Here is a 20,347-nt window from a genome sequence, read left to right as displayed (position 1 = left end):
ACCCGCCGTCAGCCGCGCGGCCGACCCGAGTGACAACCGTGATCCGGCCGCGCTTGACGGCCGTGAACCGGCTGGATTGGATCGGTGGATGACTTCTACCGCAAAGAGCAGCAGGTCCAGGACGAGGCACACCGGCGCGGCGGTCGTCGCGCTCAGCGCCGCGACGGCGCTGCTCGCGGGCTGTTCGTCCGGCGACACCTCCGACAACCCCCTCGAGGAGGAGAAGGCGGAGACCGGCACCGTCGTCGTCGGCTCCAACAACTTCGCCGAGAGCACCCTGCTCGCCGACATCTACGGCGAGGCACTGAGGGCCAAGGGCCTCAAGGTCACCTACAAGCACAACATCGGCAGCCGGGAGACGACCTACGGCCTGATGAAGAATGGTTCCATCACCGTCCTGCCCGAGTACAACGGCTCCCTGCTCGCCTACCTCGACCCCGAGGCCGAACAGGAGTCCGCCGACGCCGTCAACGCCGCCGTCAAGGCCAAGCTCGACAAGAAGCTGACGCTGCTGGACCCGTCGCCGGCCGAGGACAAGGACTCGGTCAGCGTCAACGCCCGGACAGCGAAGAAGTACGGTCTCACGGCGTCGTCCACCCTCGCCGACCTCAAGGACGTCGCACCGGACCTGGTGATCGGCGGATCGCCCGAGTTCCAGACCCGGCGGCAGGGCCTCGAGGGCCTGAAGTCCGTCTACGGGCTGGAGTTCAAGTCGTTCAAGGCGCTGGACGCGGGGGGCCCGCTGACCCAGGCCGCGCTCACGAAGAACACCGTGCAGGCGGCGGACATCTTCACCACGGACCCGACGATCCTGAAGGAGAAGTTCGTCGTTCTCAAGGACCCGGAGAACCTCTTCGGTTTCGCCAACGTGACCCCCCTGGTCCACAAGGACGCCCTCTCCCAGGAGGGTGTCGACGCGCTCAACGCGGTCTCCGCCAAGCTGGACACCGAGACCCTGCTCGACCTCGACGCCCAGGTCCAGCTGGAGAAGAAGGACCCGCTGGACGTGGCGAAGGCCTGGCTGAAGTCGGCCGGACTGGCCTGACGGCTCCTCTCCGAGGGAAGTGGGGCGGCGGCCCGGGCCAAGTGACGACAGGACTCGGGCCGCCGCCTCACCCCGCCGGGGACGCGGCGGCGATCAGCCGGTCGAGCAGGGCGATCAGTACGTCCCTGGACGACTCGCGCTCCCGCGCGTCGCAGAGCAGCACCGGCACGCCCTCCGGCAGCGTCAGCGACTCCCGGATGTCCTCGACCGGGTAGGGGTGCTCCCCGTGGAAGCCGTTCACGGCGATGACGAACGGGATGCCCCGGCGCTCGAAGAAGTCGATCGCGGCGAAACTGGACTCGGGTCTGCGCACATCGACCAGGACCACCGCGCCGAGCGCGCCGAGGGCCAGGTCGTTCCACATGAACCAGAACCGCTGCTGGCCCGGCGTACCGAAGAGGTACAGCACGAGGTCGTCGGAGACGGTGATCCGGCCGAAGTCCATCGCCACCGTGGTGTCACGTTTTTCCTCGATGCCGTTGAGGTCGTCGACGCCCAGGCCCGCCATGGTCAGCGGCTCCTCGGTGCGCAGCGGGGCGATCTCGCTGACCGAGCCGACCATGGTGGTCTTGCCCACGCCGAAGCCCCCGGCGATCAGAATCTTGACCGTGTCGGGTGCCGAACGCTCGGTGGGTGCCTGAGCGGTGGTGTCAGAGCCGGCCAAGGCCGTCCCTCACTTTCTGCAGCAGATCCAGGTCCGGAGTGGTGCGGGTGACGTGGTGCGGCGGGCGGACCGTGATCCGGCCCGCCTCCAGCAGGTCGCAGAGCATGATGACGACCACGCTCATCGGGAGGTCGAGGCGGGCGGCGAGTTCCGCCACCGCGAGGGGCTCCGCGCACAGCCGCAGGATGCGGGTGTGCTCGGGCTGCGGCCGGGCGGCCGTCTCGGGCTGTGGATCGACCGCCGTCACCGTCGTGATGAGCGTGAAGTCGGCGCGGCTGGGCCGCGTCCGGCCACCGGTCAGGGTGAACGGTCGGACGAGCCGGCCCGCGACATCGCCTCCGCCCACTTCACGCGCCGGAGTCGGCGGCGGAGTCTGCCGTGCCCCGGGGCGCCGCGCTGAGATGCTCGCCGATCTTCTTCACCAGCATGTTCATCTGGTAGGCGACCACGCCGACGTCCGCGCCCGGACCGGTCAGCACCACGAGATGGGCGCCCGGCCCGGCCGAGGTGAGGATCAGGTAGCTGTTGGCCATCTCGATGAGCGCCTGGCGCACCGGGCCGCCGCGGAAGTCCATGCTGACGCCCTTGCTGAGGCTCATCAGCCCGGACGCGGTGGCCGCCAGACGCTCCGCGTCGTCGCGCAGGAACCCGGTGGACTTACTGACCACCAGACCGTCCTCGGACAGCACCACGGCCTGGTTCACCTCGGCGACCCGCTCCACGAGTCCGGTGAGCAGCTGGTCGAGCTGGGTGTGAGTGGCGGGTACGGGGCGTGTCATTTCTGTGTTCCTTCGTCGGCGTTCAGCGGTCGGCGGGCGGATTCGGGAGCTCTCGGGAGCCGGCGGGCACCTCGGCGGACACCCCGGAGGAGGCCGTCGTGTCGTGGCCGGCGGCCGGTGGCGCGGCATCGTCGTCGGCACGGGCGTCGTCGCTTTCCTCACGTGCCTGGGACGTGCCGCGCTGGAAGCCGGCGAGGGAGGAGGCCGCGTGTTCCGCCGTGAAGTCGTCGGAGTCGTGCTCGGTGACGGACACCGCCGCCTCCTCCCGCAGTTCGGCGGCCAGGCTGGTCTGCGGCACCCGGCGGGGCAGCGGGGTGAGCCCGTCCGGCCGGGACGCGGGTGCGGCCGTGGCCGGGCGGGGAGCGGTCCGTACGGTGGTCCCGGGCCGGGACGGCGCCGTACGGGCGCTCGCGGTCACGGGGGTCCGGGCGTCCGCGGTGTGCGGGACGGCCGCCGCGCCGGTTGCCTGTGCGGCGCCGGTGGTGTCGGCGGTTTCGCCTGTGTTGCCTGTGCCGCCGGTGTTCCCGGCGTCCGCCGTGTCTGTGGCGCCGGTGGTGGCAGCCCGGTCCGTGCCTGCCGCCGTGCGGTGCCCGTTCGCGGCGGGGGCGGCCGCGGCCCCGTGCGGCGCGTCGGGCGCGTTCCGGACCACGATCGCGTGCGGGATCAGCACGATCGCCGTCGTCCCGCCGTATGGCGACGGGCGCAGGGTGACGGTGATGCCGTGCCGGTGGGCCAGCTGGGAGATCACGAACATGCCGAGTCGCAGGTCGTCGGCGAGGGCCACCACGTCGAACTGCGGGGGCTTGGCCAACTGGGCGTTCATCGAGGCGTAGTCGTCCTCGGACATGCCGAGGCCCCGGTCCTCGACCTCGACGGCGAGGCCCTTGGCCACCACCGCGGCGCGCACCCCCACGGGGCTCGGCGCGGGCGAGTACGCCGTCGCGTTGTCGATCAGCTCGGCCAGCAGGTGGATCACGTCGGCCACCGCGGGCGGAGCCAGCGCGACCTCCTCGTCGGTGTGCACCTCCACCCGCTGGTACTCGGCGACTTCACCGACGGCGCTGCGCAGGATGTCGATCAGCGCGACCGGTTCGCTCCACGAACGGCCGGGCCGCTCACCGCTGACGATGACCAGGTTCTCCTCGTAGCGACGCAACTGACTCGCCGTGGAGTCCAGTTCGTACAGCCCCTTGAGAACATCGGGGTCGGTGTGCCGGCGTTCCAGCGCGTCGAGCTTGCTGAGCTGGAGGTTGACGAGGTTCTGGCTCTGCCGCGCGATGCCCAGGATGACCTTCTGGAACCCGCGTCTGGTGTCGGCGAGTTCGACCGCCGTGTGCACCGCGGTGCGCTGCGCGGTGTTGAACGCCTGGGCGACCTGGCCGAGTTCGTCGTGGCCGTAGTCCAGCGGAGTGGTCGCCGACTCGGCGTCGACCTTCTCGCCCCGCTCCAGCCGGGCCACCACGTCGGGCAGCCGCTCCTCGGCGAGGCTGAGGGTGGCCATCCGCAGGCCGTGCAGCCGGCGGGACAGCGAGCGGGTGATCCGCCACGACACGCCGATGCACAGCAGCAGGGCGATCAGCCCGCCGGCACTGAGCGACGCCGCGGTCAGCAGCAGACCCCGGGCCTCGTCGGCGCTGCGGGTGAGCAGCGCGTCGGTCTGCTGCCGGATCAGAGCGGCGTACTGCGGTGTGACCTTGGTCAGGGCCGCCTCCCACCGCTTCTGCGCGTCCGGCAGGTCGGCCGTGCTCTCCGCAGAGGGGTGGGCGGCGAGCACCTCGTCCTCGATCTCCTGCAGGGTGCGCCACTCCGGGCTGTGCAGGATCCGCTCGGCCTGCGTCTTGGTGTCGCCGCGCAGGGACGGCACGATCTGGTCCTCGATCAGCCAGCGGCGGGTGGCGACCGACCCCGCGAAGGCGGACCAGGACGGCTCGTCGAGCTCCCCGGACGGCCAGGCCAGGGTGAGCCGCGCGTCCTCCTTGGACACCAGTTCCGCGGCGTGCTCCAGCGAGACCAACGGCCCGGCCTGCGAGGTCAGGTCGCCGTCGTCGACCTGCGACAGCTCCTGGAAGGCGTGGATCTGGTCGTCGATGATCGAGGTGTACTGGTCGAGTGCCTGCTCGGCGGTGATGTCGCTCGGTTCGTCCACCTGGTCCCGGTAGTACTCGAGGCTGCCCACCGAACCGAGTACCGAGTACAGCCGCTCCGACACGCGGGCCGGCGCCTCGGCTATCGCGTCGGCCTGCCCGACCAGCTTCGCCACCGCCGCGTCCGTCTTCTCGCGCTGCGCGTCGAGGGCGGCCCGGGACTTCTCCGGAGAGGTCAGCCAGACCGCGGACAGTCTCCGCTCCTGCTGCAACGCGAGGGTCGCCTCGGTGCCCATCGCGCCGGTCGACCGGCTCAGTTCCGTCTGCGCACGGAGCTGGAGCCCCTCCGAGAACATCTGGATCGTCGTCACACCCCACATGGCGGCGAGGGTGACGCTGGGCACCAGAGCCAGGAGGACCAGCGAGAGACGTATGGAGCCGAGACGGCGCCGGGCATCTGTCCGTGGAGGCATCGTCGTCCTAGAGCGGTCGGATCAGCGGGGATCGCGGGCGGAGAGCAGTCGGGAACAGGCTGCGGCCGGGTGGGTCGGACGCACGTCCGACTACTCCCAGATGATGCGCGGGTGGTTGTCCGCACACGTGACCGTACAGCCCGTGCGTAACCGAGTCCTTGGGTACGTCCTCACCGGATGCGACTGTCACCGGGTTCCGTTGGCGGCGAACTCGGCGACCGAGGCGGCGTTGGTCTTCGTGACGAACGCAGGTCCGGTGAGCACGGGCGACACCCCGCCGCCGCTGACGTTGCCGTTGGCCCGGTACAACCACAGCGCGTCCACGGCGAGATAGCCCTGGAGGTAGGGCTGCTGGTCGACGGCGAACTGGATGTCACCCCTGCGGACGGCGTCCACCAGGTCCTTGTTGAGATCGAAGGTGGCGACGCGCGCCCCGGTGTCCGCCTCCTTGGCGGCGCCGGCCACGATGAGGGCCTGCTGCGCGCCGTTGGCGACCACCTCGTCGATGGTCGGGTCCTGGCGCAGCCGGGCGGTGACGATGCCGGAGACGGCGCGCTCGTCGGAACCGTCCACGTAGAGGTTCTCGGTCTTCCCGTCGAACGTCTTCCGCATGCCGGCGCAGCGCGCCTCCAGCCCGACGTTGCCCCGCTCGTGGATGACGCAGAGGGCGTGCTCGGCCTTCAGCTCGTTCAGCTCGTTGCCGACGGCCTGGCCCGCGACGCCGTCGTCCTGGCCGAAGTACCCCAGCAGCCCCGTCGACTTCCAGGCGCCGATACCGGAGTTGAGCCCGACCACGGGGATGCCCGCCTCGCGTGCCTCCTTCACGGCGCCCTTCATCGCCTGCGGTTTGGCCAGCGTGAGAGCGATGCCGTCCACCTTGTCGCGGACCGCGTTGCGCACCAGTTCGGCCTGGCCGTCCGGGTCCGGGTCGCTCACAAAGGTGAGGTCGATGCCGTCCTTCGCCGCGGCGGTCTCGGCACCCTTCCTCACCCTGTCCCAGAAGGTGTCCCCCTCGGCGCCGTGCGTCACCATCACGACGCTCATCCCGTCACCGGCCGCACCGGCGCTCCTGGAGTCCGAGGAGTCGCCGGCCACGTCGAAGGCGGAGCAGCCGGTCACCAGCAGACCGACGGCTGCCGCGAGGACGGCCAGGCGGACGGGCCGTCTCGGGAAACCGTGGGACGGGGGACGAGTGTTCATGAGGGAGCGGACCTCGCTGTACGGCCGAGCAAGTCAGGAGACGGAAGCAGGGGCGGAGTCGCGGGGTGTTACGCCGACCGGGTGACTCTCACTGGCCGGAGCCAATCGCGTCGCACCGCTGGTAGTCAAGTGAAGGGCCACGTGAAGCGAGACGCCGCTGCCGCATTGTGATGAACGGTGAGATCCGAGGTGACAGGGGTGGCCGCACCCTTCTCTCCTCTCACCGCGCGGCCGGTACGGAACCCGGACGGACCTGCCCGACAGGCGCGGACGGACTTGCTCCGGAACAACCTCCGGAGGGTTTCCGGGTGTTCGTGGGCGCGGCGACACATTGCGACGAGTTCCGCCCGGATCCGCCCGCCGTTCTCTTTTGCCGACACAGCTGTCACACTCAGATACCGGACGCGCTGTTTTCTTTCGGCGCCCGAATTTGAATTGCCGGATGTGTACCGCATCACGGAGCGAACCGCTGGGACGGACGCTGTCACAGGGTGAGTTACCGTGTACGCGGGGTGAAAACAAACGGCATGACCCGTTCCTTTCCGGCTCAGGAGTGTCAGTCGATGGCGAGGCAGGTACGCGCCGAGCAGACCCGCGCGACGATCATCACGGCCGCCGCCGATCTGTTCAACCGGCAGGGCTATGAATCGACCAGTCTCAGCGACATCGTCGAGCACGCCCGAGTCACCAAGGGGGCCCTGTACTTCCACTTCGCCGCGAAGGAGGATCTGGCCCACGCGATCCTGGAACTCCAGTCCGCCACCTGCCGCCGGCTGGCCAGGGACACCGAGATCCGCGGCCACACCTCCCTGGAGGCGCTGATGCGTCTCACCTTCTGCATAGCCCGCCTGTCGGCCGAGGACCCCGTCCTGCGGGCGGGGCTCCGGCTCGCCACCGGGGGCACCCGGCCGCGCCCCCCGCTCAGCCACCCCTTCACCGAGTGGATGGACATCGTCACCGCCCGGCTCCTCGGCGCGGTCAAGGAGGCCGACGTCCACCCGGAGGTCGACATCGACGTCGTGGCCCACTCCCTCGTCTGCTTCTTCATCGGCACCCGGGTCGTGGGCCGTTCCCGGGAACCCGTCGCCCGCCAGCCCCGCCGCACCGCGGAGATGTGGCAGATCCTCGTCAGGGGCCTGGTGCCGGTGACCCGCAGGGCGCGCTATCTCAGCCTGGCCGCACGGCTGGAGCGGGAGATCGCCCCGGTGTGACCGCTCGGCCACCCCTCCTGCCGCCGCCGCCGCTCCTGCCGGTGTGGCCGGTCACGCCGCCCGGCGCCGCGCGTTACGGTGAGCCGCATGCCCGACACCCCCACCGCTCCCGTGATCCTCGGCAACCGGCCCGGCTCGTTCCCGCACAGCGTGCTCGCCGAGCGGCACCCCGCGATCATCCGGCAGGTGCGCGACGCCTTCCCTTACGCACCCGAGCAGCGGCACGCGCTCGACGCGCTGCTGGCCAACTGCGTCAAGGGCGCGATCGAGGCCCTCCCCGCCGACGCCCACGACCGGGACCGCTGGAGGGCCTGGGGGATGGACACGTACACCGGACAGACCTGGTACGACGTGCCCTGGCTGTGGTCCGAGAGCTGGTTCTATCGTCAACTGCTGAGAGCCGTAGGGTACTTCGTACCCGGCGTCTGGCAGGGCATCGACCCCTTCCGCCCCTCCAAGCTCGCCGAACTCGACTCGCCCGAGACCAGCGAGGAACTCGCCGCGCTCGACGACCTCGCCGGGCGGCCCGAGGACGAACAGGGCCGGGCCCTGTTGCACGGATCCCTCTGGGGAAACCGCGCCGACCTCGGCTTCCGGCTGTCCGCCGGGGGAACCGACCTCGCGGCGGCCGTACCCGCGCTGGTGGCCGATGACAGCGAGCGCCTGTGGTCGCTGCTGGCCCCCTCCCGCGCGGGCACGGCGGGCACACTGGTGCTGGTCGCCGACAACGCCGGTCGCGAACTCGTCCCCGATCTGCTGCTCATCGCCCACCTGCTGGCCCACGGGCACATCGGCCGGGCGGTGCTGCACGTCAAGCCGTACCCCTACTACGTCTCCGACGCCACGACCGCCGACGTCCTCGACGCGCTGCGCCGGCTGATCGACGCCGGGGCGGCAGCGGCCGGTTACGGCGCCGGCTCTGGGACGCCCTTGCCGACGGACGGCTCGCACTCCGCGCGCACCCCTTCTCCTGCTCCCCGCTGCCCTACGAGGAGATGCCGGACGACCTCCGCGCCGACTTCGCCCCGGCCGTCCTCACCCTCGTCAAGGGAGACCTCAACTACCGCCGCTTGGTGGGCGATCGACAGTGGCCGCCGACCACGCCGTTCGCGGAGGTCACCGAGTACTTCCCGGGGCCGGTCGCCGCCCTGCGCACCCTGAAGTCCGACGTCGTCACCGGCCTGGCGCCCGGTACGGAGGAGGCACTGGTCGCGGCCGAGGAGCAACGCTGGCGCACCAGCGGCACCCACGCGCTGATCCAGGTACGGGCATAGCACGCCGAACTCTGTTTTCGGCGTATCGGTGTATCGGAGAGGGTTCACGCGATGGTGTGATCATGTCCGGGCCGGTGGATGCCGCCACGGGCCCACGGGTAGTGCCCGGCCATGACCCAGCCGTTCGAACTTCCGCACTTCTACCTGCCGCATCCCGCGCGGCTGAACCCGCATCTCGAGGAGGCACGCGCCCACTCGTCGGTGTGGGCGCGAGAGATGGGCATGCTGGAGGGATCCGGAGTGTGGAACCAGGCCGACCTCGACGCGCACGACTACGGCCTGCTCTGCGCCTACACCCATCCCGACTGCGACGGGCCCGCCCTCTCCCTCATCACCGACTGGTACGTGTGGGTCTTCTTCTTCGACGACCACTTCCTGGAGCTGTTCAAACGCAGCCAGGACCGTGAGGGCGGCAAGGCCCACCTGGACCGGCTGCCGCTGTTCATGCGGCTGGACCCGGCGACCCCGGTCCCCGAGCCGCGGAACCCGGTGGAGGCGGGCCTCGCCGACCTGTGGGCGCGCACGGTGCCCGCGATGTCCGAGGACTGGCGCGCCCGCTTCGCCCTCGCCACCGAGCACCTCCTCAACGAGTCGCTGTGGGAGCTGTCCAACATCAACGAGGGACGGATCGCCAACCCCGTCGAGTACATCGAGATGCGCCGCAAGGTGGGCGGTGCCCCCTGGTCGGCGGGGCTCGTCGAGTACGCGACGGCCGAAGTGCCCGCCGCCGTCGCCGGAACCAGGCCGCTGAGGGTGCTGATGGAGACGTTCTCCGACGCCGTGCACCTGCGCAACGACCTGTTCTCCTACCAGCGCGAGGTCGAGGACGAGGGCGAGAACAGCAACGGCGTACTCGTCCTGGAGACCTTCTTCGGCTGCACCACGCAGGAGGCCGCCGACACCGTCAACGACATCCTCACCTCGCGGCTGCACCAGTTCGAGCACACCGCGTTCACCGAAGTGCCCGCGGTCGCCCTGGAGAAGGGCCTCGCCCCGCACGAGGTCGCGGCCGTGGCGGCGTACGCGAAAGGGCTCCAGGACTGGCAGTCCGGCGGTCACGAATGGCACACGCGTTCCAGCCGGTACATGAACGAGGGCGCGCGGCGGACCGGCCCGTGGGCGGGGCCGACCGGTCCCGGCACCTCGGCCGCCGACGTGCGGGGGCTGCTCGCCGCCGCGGGCGCGGCGGGGGCGCCTCCCACGACGTCCAGGCAGTGGGGGAGGCTGCGGGACCACACCCATGTGCCGTACCAGAAGGTCGGCCCGTCCCTGATCCCCGACATCCGGATGCCGTTCCCGCTGGAACTCAGCCCGCACCTCGACGCCTCCCGGAGCACCCTCGCCGACTGGTGCCACCGGACGGGCATCCTCGCCGAAGGCGTGTGGGACGAGGACAAGCTCGCCGCCTACGATCTCGCGCTGTGCTCGGCCGGACTCGACCCGGACGCCACTCCCGAGGCGCTCGACCTCAGCGCCCAGTGGCTCGCCTGGGGCACCTACGGCGACGACTACTACCCCCTGGTCTACGGACACCGCCGTGACCTGGCCACCGCGCGGCTGACCACGGCACGCCTGTCGGACTGCATGCCCGTCGACGGTGAGCCGGTGCCACCGGCGGCCAACGCCATGGAGCGGGCCCTGACCGACCTGTGGGCACGCACCACGGCGGCCATGGCGCCCGAGGCGCGGGCCGTCCTGAAGAAGGCCGTGAACGTCATGACCGAGAGCTGGTTGTGGGAATTGGCCAACCAGATGCTGCACCGCGTGCCCGACCCGGTCGACTATCTGGAGATGCGCCGGCAGACCTTCGGCTCCGACCTCACGCTCGGCCTGTGCCGGATGGGCCACGGCCCCGCCGTCCCGCCCGAGATCTACCGCAGCGGCCCGGTCCGCTCCCTGGAGAACGCGGCCATCGACTGGGCCTGCCTGCTGAACGACGTCTTCTCGTACCAGAAGGAGATCGAGTACGAGGGCGAGATCCACAACGCGATCCTCGTCGTGCAGACCTTCTTCGGCTGCGACTATCCGAGGGCCCTCGGCATCGTCCACGACCTGATGAGCTGTCGCCTGGACCAGTTCGAGCATGTCGTGGAGCACGAACTTCCCGTGCTGTACGAGGACTTCGGGCTCTCCCCGGAGGCGCGCGCGATCATGCGGGACCATGTGCTGGACCTGCGGAACTGGATGGCGGGCATCCTGAACTGGCACCGGAGCGTGGACCGCTACAAGGACGAGTGGCTCTCGGGCCGGGTCCACGGGTTCCTGCCGGACCGCACACCCCCGCGGCCCATGGCTTCCCTCTCCTGAGGGGGAGTCAGTCTCACTCGTTCGTGGCTCGTCGTCCTTTGCCGATCCGGGTAGCACTCCAGGCGGAGGCGATCCATGGAACAGACCGCGTTGCGTCCCGAACCGATGCCCGGCCGCGGGCCGGACGACACCGGTGACACGAGGGGGGCGGGGACCCCTTCGGGGGTGGAGGAAGGAAGGGGGGTGGGAAAAAGGGGCGGGGGCGGGAGTACGGCGGGAACTGCGAGCGTGAGCGGGTCCGGCCAGCGGCGCCCGCATGCCGCGCGGCGGCGGGGTCGGCGGCTGATGACCACGTTGTTCGCGATGTCCGTCGGCACGGTCCTGGCGCTGTCCGGGGGCGGGGCGATGGGTGCCACGGTCGTCGGCGCGGCGGACTCGCCGAGCTGCAGCGCCGGGCGGGGTTCCCGGCCCCCGCCGCGCCGTCCGCGGCGGGGCGTCCCGCCCCCTCCCCGGCGGCCGCGCCCGTCGTCGTCGGGCTCGGCGTGGAGGTCGTGGACGGCAGCGGGCCCGGGGCTCTGGTGGCCGGCGTCCATGTGCCGGGCCCGGGGTACTCGGCCGCTCCGGCCCGGGGTGGCGTGCTCCTCGCCGTCGGCGGCACCCGTGCCGGCCCGGCGGCCGGGCCGGCCCGCGCGGTCGTCCGGGCCGGACCGGGCGCCGAGGTGACCCTGACCGTGCGCCATCGCGACGGAGGCCACCGGCAGCTCACGGCCGTCCCCGGCCTCGTCACCTGACCAGCGGGAAGCGGGCCGCGGGCGCCCCGGACAAGGTGACACGACCGGTTGAACGCGGCGGACCGGCTCGCGCAGCCCCCGTCCGCCGGGCAGGATGCTGCACGTGACCGCACGTAGCCCATAGGCACGCTCCGGGAGGCCCGGATGACCGGTAGTACGCTCACCCTCTTCACCACCGAGGGCTCCGCCACCCGCATGGAGGGCGTACGGGAGGCGGTCATAGGGGACTGAGCGGCCCCAGACGTCCCGCAACGCCTATCGAACGACACCGGGCGCGACCATGACCCAGGCACCGACACCCACCGCGGACACCGTCCGCCGACTGGTCCGTACCCTCCTGAAGGACGAGGGGGGTGGCGCGGACACCGCCGCCGGGCCGGACGGATTGGACGTGCGGCCCGGCGGCGAGGGCGACGACCCCGCCACCTGGTGGATCGGCACCCGCCACGTGCTGCGCCTGGCCCCCGACCGGGCGGCGAGCACACGCAGGCGCCGTGAGCTGCGGCTGCGCGAACTCGTCCGGCCGCACATCCCGGTCGCGGTGCCGTCGAGCGCGGCGCACGGCGAGTGGGCGCCCGGCCTGGTCTACACCCTGGACACCAGGCTGCCCGGCGGGTCGGCGGAGGAGCACCGGGTGTCGGCCGTGGGCGAGGCCGACCTGGCCGCGCTGCTCACCGGGCTGCGCGAGGTGCCGGTGCGGCAGGCGAAGACGCTGGGCGTGCCGCGGGTCCCCCCGCGCTCCCTGGAGGCCCTGCGCCGGGCCGCCGGACAGGCCGCCGAACGACTCGCCGGGGCCGACGAATTCGCCCCCGGCCGGCTGCGGCAGCTCACCCCGTCCGCCGCCGTCCAGCTCACCGCTCAGCCAGGCTCGGCGGTCCTCGTCCACCACGGCCTCACCGGCGCACACCTCGTGGTCAGTGCCGAAGGCCGGGTACGCGGTGTCCTCGGCTGGGCGGGGGCGGTGGTCGGCGACCCCGCCGAGGACATCGCCGGTCTGGCGCGCGCCGTGGGCTCCCCGGCCGCCGTACGCGCCGCCACCCTCGCCGGCTACGGCGCCCGCCCTTGTCTGCGCGGGCTCTGGCTGGCCCGCTGCGACAGCGTCCTGCACCTCGCCGAGGCACTCGGCGGCGGGGGCACCGACCCACTGCCGCTGCTGCGGGTCCGGCTGCGCCGGGCCTGGGAGGCGATCCTCCTGGAGCGGGTGACGGACCTCCGCGCTACCGACGACATGCCCTAGAGACACGCCCCGGCTGCCGTGTCCCGGAGCCCCGACCCTCACTCCTGCAGCAGCACCACCGCGGACTCGCCGGGCAGGCGCAGCAACCCGTCGGCGCCCGGTACGCCGACCGGTTCCCAGGCGGCGAGCACGCGCGCGTGCGGGACGCCCAGCGCGAGCGAGACCGGTTCGCCGCCCAGGTTCACGGCCACCAGCACGTCCCCGCGCCGGAAGGCCAGCCAGCGCCGCTCCTCGTCGTACACCACCTTGGTGTCGGCGAGGTCGGGGTCGGTGAGGTCCGGCTGAGCGTGCCGCAGGGCGACGAGCTGCCGGTACCAGGCCAGCACGCGCGCGTGGGGCTCGCGCTCCGGCTCCGACCAGTCGAGGCAGGAGCGGGCGCGGGTGGCGGGATCCTGCGGGTCGGGCACGTCCTCCTCGGCCCAGCCGTGCGTCGCGAACTCCCGCCGTCTGCCGTCGCGCACCGCCTCGGCGAGCTCGGCGTCGGTGTGGTCGGTGAAGAACTGCCAGGGCGTGCCGGCCGCCCACTCCTCGCCCATGAACAGCATCGGCGTGAACGGGGCCGTCAGGGTGAGGGCCGCCGCACAGGCCAGCAGGCCCGGGGAGACCAGCGCGGCCAGCCGGTCCCCCTGGGCCCGGTTGCCGACCTGGTCGTGGGTCTGGCTGTACCCGAGAAGCCGGTGTCCGGCGACCCGCGTGCGGTCCAGGGCCGGCCGTGACGCCGGCCGCGGAACGTGGAGTACGTGCCGTCGTGGAAGAAACCGCCGCGGAGCGTCTTGGCGAGAGCCGCGAACGGGGCGCGCGCGAAGTCGGCGTAGTAGCCCTGCGACTCACCGGTCAGCGCGGTGTGCAGGGCGTGGTGGAAGTCGTCGTTCCACTGTGCGTGCAGCCCGTGGCCGCCCTCCGCGCGGGGGGTGATGTGCCGGGGGTCGTTCCGGTCCGACTCGGCGATCAGGAACAGCGGCCGGCCGGTGTCGGCGGCCAGCGCGTCCACGGCCGCCGACAGCTCCTCGAGGAAGTGGTACGCGCGCGTGTCCGCCAGCGCGTGCACGGCGTCCAGGCGCAGCCCGTCGATCCGGTAGTCCCGCAGCCACGCCAGCGCGCTCTCCACGAGATACGCCCGCACCTCGTCGGAGCCGGGCGCGTCCAGGTTGACGGCGGCGCCCCACGGGGTGTGGTGGGTGTCGGTGAAGTACGGTCCGAACCGCGGGAGATGATTCCCCGACGGCCCCAGATGGTTGTGCACCACGTCCAGGACGACGCCCAGCCCCAGGCCGTGCGCGCGGTCGACGAACCGTTTCAGTGCCTCGGGTCCGCCGTACGGCTCGTGCACCGCCCACAGCGAGACCCCCTCGTACCCCCAGCCATGGCGGCCCGGGAAGGGGCACACCGGCATCAGTTGCACATGGGTGACGCCCAGCCCGGCGAGGTGCTCCAGCCGCTCGGCGGCGGCGTCGAAGGTGCCCTCGCGCGTGTACGTGCCCACGTGCAGCTCGTACAGGACGGCGCCGGGCAGCGGACGCCCGGCCCACGCCGCGCGCCAGGCGTAGGCCTCGTGGTCGACGACCGCGCTCGGCCCGTCGGGCCCGTCCGGCTGCCGGCGCGAGCGCGGATCGGGCAGCACGGGCCCGTCGTCCAGGGAGAAGCCGTACCGGGAGCCGTCGCGCGCGTCGGCCTCCCCGCGCCACCACCCTTCCCGTTCCGGATCGCGCGCCAACGCGTGCGTGACGCCGTCGCACTGGAGCGTCACCCTGCCGGCCTGCGGTGCCCACACCTCGAACTGCACGGACGGTTCCCCTTCGTCTGCTCAGTGATCTGACTTGCTCCTCGGGCTGAAGCCCGGGGGTTCTGGCCGCTCATGGATCTTCTTCGCCTCGGTGAGAAGCGTCCACGACGAAACCGCCGCGGTGGGGAACGGCCGGCCGTCCGCCCGGGCGCGTTCCCGGGCCGCGATCGCGTCGTTGTACACCACCCGCGCGCACCCGGACGCCCGGGTCGGCGCACTGCGCTGACCCGGCATGGGGTCGAGACGGAAGACGTACCGAAGCTTCATGATCCGGACGCTAGCACCGGTCGCCGACAGTCCGGGTCGGATCGGCCGAATTCCGGCTTCGCCGGAACGATCTTGTGACGCTCCGCGTCGCACCCGCCGGATTCGCCTGAAGTGCGCTGCGCGCGCTCCCTGATGCCTCCCCCGGTCGCGCTCTTGACACCGTTCCGTGACCGTGGGGTACTGCGGATTGCGACGACGGGTGGATGACGGGGGGTGGGTCTCCTGCCGGAGCTGCGCTATCCGACGGTGGCCGAACTGGTGTCCTCCGCGCGTGCGCTGACGGTCCAACGGCCCGGTCTGAGCGTCCTGCGGCAGGTGGGGACCTCCCGCGCGGGGCGGCCGCTGCACCTGCTGTCCGTGGGCCACGCCCGGCGTGCCGTGCTGGTGGTCGCCGGTGCCCATGCCAACGAACCGGCCGGCGGGGCACACTGCTCGCGCTGGCCCGGCGGGTCCTGGAGGAGAGCGAGCTGCGGAACGGCACGTCCTGGCACTTCCTGCTGTGTGCGGACCCCGACGGGGCGAGCCTCCATGTGACCTCGCCGCCGCACAGCCTGTACGACTACCACCTGGGTTTCTTCCGTCCCCAGGGATCGGAGCAGCCGGAGTGGGCGCCGTCGGTGCTGCCGCCCGACCGGCTGCCGCCCGAGACCCGGGCCCTGACCGGGGTCATCGACGAGCTGCGGCCCTACCTCCAGGTGTCGCTGCACGGGACCGATCTGGGCGGCAGCTGGGTCCAGTTGACGAGGGACGTGCCGGGGCTCGCCGAGTCGTTCGCCAAGTCGGCCGCGGAGCTGCACATTCCGGTGGAGGCCGGCGCCTCGGACGCGGCCGGCTGGCCGGTGTCCGGTCCCGGGGTGCGGGTGATGCCCGCGGTGGAGGCCGGCCCGGCGTACCCGAGCCTGCCGGACGACGCGCGGCACAGCACCTGGTACCGCGCCCACCGGTACGGCGGTCTGACAGCGGTCGTCGAGGTGCCGATGTGGGCCGCAGCCCTGGTGGACGATCCGGGTCCGCATCCGGCACCGGCGGCGGCGCTGCGGTATCTGGCGGACCGGCTGCAGCGGGACGCGCGGAAGGTGCGGCAGGTGCTCGAGGAGGCGCGGCCCGAGGCCATGACGGGCTCCGGGACCGCCGGCGGTCCGCTGCTGCGGGCGGCCGTCTGGGGGCTGGAGCTGGCACCGGGACTGGCCGACGACCTGATCCGCACCCCGCCCCCGGACGGCACGAGGGCGTACGTGAGCAGTGTGGACGCGTTCACGCGCCGGGTGCCGCTGCGGGCGGCGGCGATGCTGCTGCGGGAGCTGCGGGAGGCCGACGCGCACGCGGCGGCGCGTCTCGACCGGTTGGTCGCGTTGTGGAGCGATGCCTTCGCCGTGCACTTCCGGGCCCGCTGGGTGCCCGTGGAGCATCAGGTGGAGCACCAGGCCCGCACGGTCGTGGCGGCGGCACTGCACGCCCGCGCGTGACCGTGCGGCGCGCACGGGTGAGGGACGGGAAGCCGGAGCGAGCTGCCCCGGCTTCCCGTCCCTCTGGCCTACGACTCGTCCAAAGCGAACACGGAGCCGGTCCGGGCCCGCATCACGCACGCGTTCGGGAAGGTCTCCGTGTACTCGACCGGCTGCCCCCGCCACTGCCCGTGCGCGTGGGCGGTCACCGGGGCGTGGACCATCGTGCAGAAGGTGTCCCGTGTCGGGATGCCGGAGATCCGCCCGTCCGCCGCGGCGAGTTCCGCGCAGGCGTCGGCGGCGCGCGGGTGGCCGTGGGGCGGGTCGCAGAGGAGCAGGCTGCCGGGCGTCGTGCCGGTCCGGGCCCCGCCCCGGTCGACGCCGAGGATCAGCCAGGTGTCGGGGAGGGCCGCGCTCCGGGTGTCCGCCTGCGCGGGCGCGGCGCAGGCGAGGAGGGTGATCGCCGCCAGCAGGGCGCCCCGTACCGCTTTCCCTGAGGTGTGCGTGGTGTGCGTCATTCCAGATGCATCGGCACGGCGGTGCCGGAACCCCAGCCCGGCTCACCCGAACGGGAGCGTGCGCGCGGGTGCCGCATGGCCGGCTCGAACGCGACGGCCACGGCCCGCGTCCGGTACTCGACCTGGCGTGCGACCGGAATCCACCGTGTCGCACCGCGCCGCGCTCAGTTCGCTGCGAGCCGGTACGCCATCCGCCCGAAGCCGACCTGGTCGCCCTCGCGGACGACGGCCGCGCCGACGACCCGGCGTCCGTTCACCGTCGTGCCGTTGGTCGACCCGAGGTCCCGCAGCACCCACAGGTCGCCCTGTCGGTGGAGTTCCGCGTGCACACGGGAGACCGTCTCGTGGTTGAGCCGCAGCCCGTTGGCGGGATCGCGCCCTATGCGCAGCGGGCGGCCGGTGGCCGGATGGGGCAGCAGCAGCTTCGGCAGCCGCTCGGCCCGCCACGCCCCGCGCAGCCGAACCGTGAACCCGGAGACCGCCTCCACGGAGGAGAACAGCAGGCGCGAGAAGCGGCCTTCGGTGGGCAGGTCGGCGGTGAGCGGGACGAGTTCTTCGGGAGACCGGGCGGCGAGGGCGAGCTCCATGCGCCGGATGAACGTGTCGTGGGACAGCCGTCCCACGGCGGCACCGTCCCGCAGCACCTTCAGCGCCTTGTCGCGCTCCACGTCGGAGAGCCGCGCGGGGTACGTGTTGAACTCGAAGGACGACGTCACGCTGCTGATTGTCGGCCAGTGCGGGGCGGACTGTCCAGGAGACGGGAGAAGCGCCGTCCCGGCCGTCCCCACGGTCCCCCACACCTCCGGCAGTGATCCCCGCCACCGAAGGATCGTCCTCCAGCGGATCGATCTCCGGTGCAGCACGAGGGACGGGCTACGCGTCCGGTTCCGCGGCCCGCTCCAGCAGCGCCACCGGCGACCGCGCGAACAGCTCCGCCACGCGCGTGTGCCCCGTGAACTCCCGTCCCGGCTCCAGTACGTCGGCCCACCGGCCGGGTGGCAGTGCCAGCCGGGTCTCCCGCCAGCCGCCCGCCTCCGCCAGCCGCAGCGACAGCCGGGTCACGGCGGTCAGCACCGCACCGGAACGCACGAACGCCACGCAGTGCGCGGCTCCGGGCCCCTCGGTGGTCAGCGGCTCGTACGACGCCGTGTCGCCGAACGCCTCGGGCCGCCGTGCCCGCAGCCGCAGCGCGGCCCGCGTCACCGCGTCCTTGCCGACGCCGTTGAGGCCGGCGTCGGCGTCACTGCCGTCGCCCGCGCCCGGCGCGGACGGCTCGACGGCCGGGAAGCTCACCGCGCGCCGGTTGTCGGGGTCCACCAGGGCCCGGTACTCGAACTCGGTGCCCTGGTAGACGTCGGGCACGCCCGGCATCGTCAGGTGGACCAGGGCGGTGCCCAGCACGTTCGCGTGGATGTGCGGCTCGAGCGAGGTCCGGAACGCCGTCACCCGCCCGCCCGGCGCCCCGCACGGCCCCGCCTGCACGAACCGGGCCACCGCTTCCTCGTACGGCGGCTCCTGCTCCGTCCAGCTCGTGTAGAGCCCCGCCTCGCGCACATGCTTGAGCAGCGCTCCCGTCACCCGCTCCGGGTCCGCCGGGCCCAGTCCGAACACCGTCTGCCAGGCCGCCCACGCCAGCTGTGCGTCCGGCACGCCCTCGCCGGTGCGGGTCACCTCCGCGAGGACGTCCGCCCAGCGCCGCGGGCACTCGGTGAGCACATGGAGCGCGGACCGCACGTCGGCGCTGCGTTTGGTGTCGTGCGTCGACACCACCGTTCCCGTCGCCGGCCAGTCGCGCTGCACGCGCGTGCAGTAGGCGTGGAACCGCTCCGGGGACACCGCCGGATCGCCGGGGTTCTGGCCCACCTCCGTCGCCGACAGCAGCGGCACATAGCGGTAGAACGCCGTGTCCTCCACCGACTTGGCCCGCAGCGCCGACGCCGTCTGCGCGAACCGCGTACGGAACTCCGCCTGCCCCGGCCCGTCGCCGTACCGCCCGAGCACCAGATCCCGTACGACGTCCACCGCCCCGGCCTCCTCGGACACGGCGAAGCCGAGCCGGGCACCGGCCGCCGCCTCCTCGGTGACCACGCCGGCCGGGTCCACGGAGGTGTAGGGCCGGTACACCTCCAGCCGGACCAGCAGCTCCTGGAGCGCGGTGCGCAGCGCCCAGGGCGCGCGGTCGCGCAGCGCGGGCTCGGGCGAGGTGGCGCACAGGCGGTGCGCCACCCGGGTCAGCCGGTCCACCTCGGCGGCCAGCTCGTGCGTGAGCACCTTGTACGCGGCCCGCCGCACCGTCGCCGCCCACTCGCCGCCCCGGTCCGTCTGCGGCGCCGCGAACCGCCGGTACTGGCCGAGCAGCTCCCCGAACCCCGCCGGGTCGGTGAACAGGCCGTCCACGTGCCGCAGGGCGTCGTAGCCGGTGGTGCCGGCGACCGGCCAGGAGGCGGGCAGCGGCTCGCCGTCGGCCAGGATCTTCTCCACCACGGTCCAGCGGCCCTCGGTCGCCGCGTGCAGCCGCCGCAGATACCCGTCCGGGTCGGCGAGCCCGTCCGGATGATCGACGCGCAGCCCGTCGACCACGCCCTCGCGCAGCAACTGGAGGATCTTGGCGTGGGTGGCCTCGAACACCTCCGGGTCCTCGACCCGCACCCCGATCAGCTCGGAGATACTGAAGAACCGCCGGTAGTTGAGTTCCGTGCGGGCCAGGCGCCACCACACCGGGCGGTACCACTGGGCGTCCAGCAGTTGCGGCAGCGGCAGCAGGGCGGTGGCCTCGCGCAGCGGGAACGCGTGGTCGTGGTAGCGCAGCACGTCGCCGTCGGCCTTCAGCCTGCCGAGCTCCGCGCCGAGCGGCCCGCCCAGCACCGGCAGCAGCACCTGGCCGTCCTGCGCCTCCCAGTCGATGTCGAACCACCGCGCGTGGCGCGACGCGGGCCCTTCGCGCAGCACCTCCCACAGGGCGCGGTTGTGGCGTGGGGACATCGCCATGTGGTTCGGGACGATGTCCACGACCAGGCCGAGTCCGTGCTCCCGCGCGGTGCGCGACAGGGCCCGCAGCGCCTGCTCGCCGCCCAGCTCCTCTCGCACGCGCGCGTGGTCCACCACGTCGTAGCCGTGCGGCGAGCCCGGCACCGCCTCCAGGACGGGGGACAGGTGCAGGTGCGACACTCCGAGCGAGGCCAGGTACGGCACGGCGGCCGCCGCTGCCGCGAACGGGAAGTCGGGCCGCAGCTGCAGCCGGTAGGTGGCGGTGGGGACCGCGGGGTCGGGTCGCTCAAGGGTCATGCAGACGTACGTACCCGCCCTGCCGTCCTTCCTGTCATCAGTGA

General features: G+C 72.6%; 14 protein-coding genes and 4 pseudogenes. 7 read left to right on the top strand and 11 right to left on the bottom strand.

Annotated features, from left to right (window positions below):
- Window positions 1–88: 88 nt before the first annotated feature.
- Window positions 89–1,045 (top strand): ABC transporter substrate-binding protein, encoded by a 957-nt coding sequence (locus tag WJ438_RS09580; protein WP_406724836.1) that lies wholly within the window; start codon window positions 89–91, stop codon window positions 1,043–1,045.
- Window positions 1,046–1,112: 67 nt separating this feature from the next.
- Here WJ438_RS09580 and WJ438_RS09575 read toward each other — a convergent pair whose 3' ends face one another.
- From WJ438_RS09575 to WJ438_RS09555, 5 genes are all read right to left on the bottom strand, one after another.
- Complete coding sequence (locus WJ438_RS09575) at window positions 1,113–1,709, bottom strand: GTP-binding protein (RefSeq protein ID WP_406724835.1); 597 nt, start codon at window positions 1,707–1,709, stop codon at window positions 1,113–1,115.
- Window positions 1,696–2,055 carry a DUF742 domain-containing protein gene (locus tag WJ438_RS09570; protein WP_406724834.1) on the bottom strand — a complete coding sequence of 120 codons (360 nt, stop codon included), beginning with the start codon at window positions 2,053–2,055 and terminating at the stop codon, window positions 1,696–1,698. Before WJ438_RS09570 ends, WJ438_RS09575 begins: the two co-directional genes overlap by 14 nt.
- 1 nt (window position 2,056) lies before the next feature.
- Window positions 2,057–2,488 (bottom strand): roadblock/LC7 domain-containing protein, encoded by a 432-nt coding sequence (locus WJ438_RS09565; RefSeq protein ID WP_406724833.1) that lies wholly within the window; start codon window positions 2,486–2,488, stop codon window positions 2,057–2,059.
- A 22-nt stretch (window positions 2,489–2,510) separates the two neighbouring features.
- Window positions 2,511–5,045 (bottom strand): nitrate- and nitrite sensing domain-containing protein, encoded by a 2,535-nt coding sequence (locus WJ438_RS09560; RefSeq protein WP_406724832.1) that lies wholly within the window; start codon window positions 5,043–5,045, stop codon window positions 2,511–2,513.
- 186 nt (window positions 5,046–5,231) lie between these two features.
- Window positions 5,232–6,245 (bottom strand): substrate-binding domain-containing protein, encoded by a 1,014-nt coding sequence (locus WJ438_RS09555; protein ID WP_406724831.1) that lies wholly within the window; start codon window positions 6,243–6,245, stop codon window positions 5,232–5,234.
- 563 nt (window positions 6,246–6,808) lie between these two features.
- On the opposite strand from WJ438_RS09555, the gene WJ438_RS09550 reads away from it, so the two are divergent.
- The 5 genes and pseudogenes from WJ438_RS09550 to WJ438_RS09530 all read left to right on the top strand — a co-directional run bounded on the left by WJ438_RS09550 (window position 6,809) and on the right by WJ438_RS09530 (window position 13,005).
- Window positions 6,809–7,456 (top strand): ScbR family autoregulator-binding transcription factor, encoded by a 648-nt coding sequence (locus tag WJ438_RS09550; RefSeq protein WP_406724830.1) that lies wholly within the window; start codon window positions 6,809–6,811, stop codon window positions 7,454–7,456.
- An 87-nt stretch (window positions 7,457–7,543) separates the two neighbouring features.
- Window positions 7,544–8,730, top strand: a pseudogene (locus WJ438_RS09545) (damage-control phosphatase ARMT1 family protein).
- 111 nt (window positions 8,731–8,841) lie between these two features.
- Window positions 8,842–11,037, top strand: coding sequence for a germacradienol/geosmin synthase Cyc2 (cyc2, locus tag WJ438_RS09540; protein WP_406724829.1), 2,196 nt, complete (start codon window positions 8,842–8,844; stop codon window positions 11,035–11,037).
- A 482-nt stretch (window positions 11,038–11,519) separates the two neighbouring features.
- Window positions 11,520–11,768, top strand: a complete 249-nt coding sequence (locus tag WJ438_RS09535) for a PDZ domain-containing protein (RefSeq protein WP_406724828.1) — start codon at window positions 11,520–11,522, stop codon at window positions 11,766–11,768.
- A 280-nt stretch (window positions 11,769–12,048) separates the two neighbouring features.
- Complete coding sequence (locus WJ438_RS09530) at window positions 12,049–13,005, top strand: aminoglycoside phosphotransferase family protein (protein WP_406724827.1); 957 nt, start codon at window positions 12,049–12,051, stop codon at window positions 13,003–13,005.
- Between the two features lie 38 nt (window positions 13,006–13,043).
- On the opposite strand, the pseudogene treZ reads toward WJ438_RS09530, so the two are convergent.
- Window positions 13,044–14,788, bottom strand: a pseudogene (gene treZ / locus WJ438_RS09525) (malto-oligosyltrehalose trehalohydrolase).
- Between the two features lie 21 nt (window positions 14,789–14,809).
- Window positions 14,810–15,055: a helix-turn-helix domain-containing protein gene (locus tag WJ438_RS09520; RefSeq protein ID WP_406724826.1), complete on the bottom strand. Its 246-nt coding sequence runs from the start codon at window positions 15,053–15,055 to the stop codon at window positions 14,810–14,812.
- Window positions 15,056–15,268: 213 nt separating this feature from the next.
- Here WJ438_RS09520 and WJ438_RS09515 point away from each other — a divergent pair.
- A pseudogene (locus WJ438_RS09515) lies at window positions 15,269–16,521 on the top strand (M14 family zinc carboxypeptidase).
- Between the two features lie 68 nt (window positions 16,522–16,589).
- On the opposite strand, the gene WJ438_RS09510 reads toward WJ438_RS09515, so the two are convergent.
- The 4 genes and pseudogenes from WJ438_RS09510 to treY form a co-directional block, all read right to left on the bottom strand.
- Window positions 16,590–17,018 (bottom strand): SSI family serine proteinase inhibitor, encoded by a 429-nt coding sequence (locus tag WJ438_RS09510; protein ID WP_406724825.1) that lies wholly within the window; start codon window positions 17,016–17,018, stop codon window positions 16,590–16,592.
- Window positions 17,015–17,164 (bottom strand): annotated as a pseudogene (locus WJ438_RS09505) (dehydrogenase); the annotation flags it as partial. The gene WJ438_RS09510 and the pseudogene WJ438_RS09505, both read right to left, overlap by 4 nt.
- Window positions 17,165–17,182: 18 nt before the next feature.
- Window positions 17,183–17,734: an FHA domain-containing protein gene (locus WJ438_RS09500; RefSeq protein ID WP_406724824.1), complete on the bottom strand. Its 552-nt coding sequence runs from the start codon at window positions 17,732–17,734 to the stop codon at window positions 17,183–17,185.
- 157 nt (window positions 17,735–17,891) lie between these two features.
- Window positions 17,892–20,303, bottom strand: coding sequence for a malto-oligosyltrehalose synthase (treY, locus tag WJ438_RS09495; protein WP_406724823.1), 2,412 nt, complete (start codon window positions 20,301–20,303; stop codon window positions 17,892–17,894).
- Between the last annotated feature and the right edge of the window lie 44 nt (window positions 20,304–20,347).

Origin of the sequence: Streptomyces sp. GD-15H (assembly GCF_045291515.1) — a bacterium.
In the GTDB taxonomy this organism is placed as follows: Bacteria; Actinomycetota; Actinomycetes; order Streptomycetales; family Streptomycetaceae; genus Streptomyces.
The sequence above is the reverse complement of the archived record's forward strand: the minus strand, read 5'-3'. Positions and strand labels throughout refer to the sequence as shown.